This window comes from Candidatus Clostridium eludens (genome assembly GCF_045310515.1).
Lineage (GTDB): Bacteria > Bacillota > Clostridia > Clostridiales > Clostridiaceae > Clostridium_B > Clostridium_B eludens.
In genome coordinates, this window is the sequence record NZ_JBJHZX010000123.1 from 1 (window position 1) to 1,302 (window position 1,302).

General features: G+C 33.3%; 1 protein-coding gene. It reads right to left on the reverse strand.

From position 1 onward, the window contains the following. Positions 1-1,252 (reverse strand): MATE family efflux transporter (locus tag ACJDU8_RS25450; protein WP_406794985.1); only part of this gene is annotated, 1,252 nt, incomplete at its 3' end. Between the last annotated feature and the right edge of the window lie 50 nt (positions 1,253-1,302).

Below are 1,302 nucleotides of genomic sequence, written 5' to 3' on the forward strand. Positions count from 1 at the left end.
TTAAAAGATATATAAAATATAATGTTAATGGTAACCTTATGATCCAACTAGTGATTAAGGATATTAAAAATGGACTTTTTGTATCTCCAGCTCCCTTTAGCGCACCAGCAAATACCGATGAAATCGCAATGGAGGGTTGTTCGAATGCTCCAATAAATAAGCACAATGAAGCTAGATAAGTTACCTTCTTTTCCTCAGCTCCTACAAATAAATTGACCAAAAAACCAGGTGTAAGTAGAAAAATCACACCCAAAACAGACATCATAGTAACTGCAAAAAATGCACAGGCATATGTATACTCTCGGGCCTTTTTATAATTTTTCTCCCCTACTTTTATACCCACTAGTGTTGTTGCGGCAATACCAAACCCTATGCCAGGCATAACTGAAACTGACTCAACGGTATTGGCAATTTGATTAGCAGCAAACTTCACGGTACCAGCTCTCATAATTATAAATGTACAAAACAATCTGCTTAAACTAAAAGCTGCCTCTTCCATTGATGAAGGTACAGAAAGTATAAGCAATTTCTTTATCCTATCCACCTTTAGAAGGAGAATATATTTTAGTTTGATTTTAATTTTAGACCTAAAAATCAAGAACGTAAATATAAATATAAATCCAGCTACTTGGGCAATTACAGACGCTATAGCAGCACCTATGACCCCCATTACACCGAAAATTAATATCCAATCTAGTACTAACTTAATAACAGTTGTAAATGATGATACAATGAAGGGAGTAAATGTATTTCCATACCCCCTTAATATTGAACTAATAATATTAATTAGCATATTAAAAAATATCGCTACAATGTTCATCTTTGTATATATATTGCTTAAGACAAGCACTTCCCCTCTAGTTCCAGCTAAATGCAATACCTGCTCACTAAACTTGAATAAAGAGCAACATATTATTATTGAAAGAAACACACCTATAGTGAATCCAATTGAAGCATATTCCTCAGCAACATCATATTTCCTAGCCCCTACGCTTCGGGAAATGTAAGAAGCAATACCAATACAAATTCCTTCTGCAATTAAAGTATTAACGCAAACATATAAGATTTCGTTGCTTATGCCTACGACGCTAACAGCTTTATTGCCTCCGTAGTTTCCAATCATCATTGTATCGAATATTAGCATTAAAGTATAAATTATAGTTTCACCTACTACTGGGAGCGAAATATCTAAAGCTTCTCTTATCACACTTTTACTTACCATACTTTTACTTATCACACTTTTATTTATCACAATCATTCCGCCTTTATATATTTAAAGTTAAATATTATCCATTTATACTT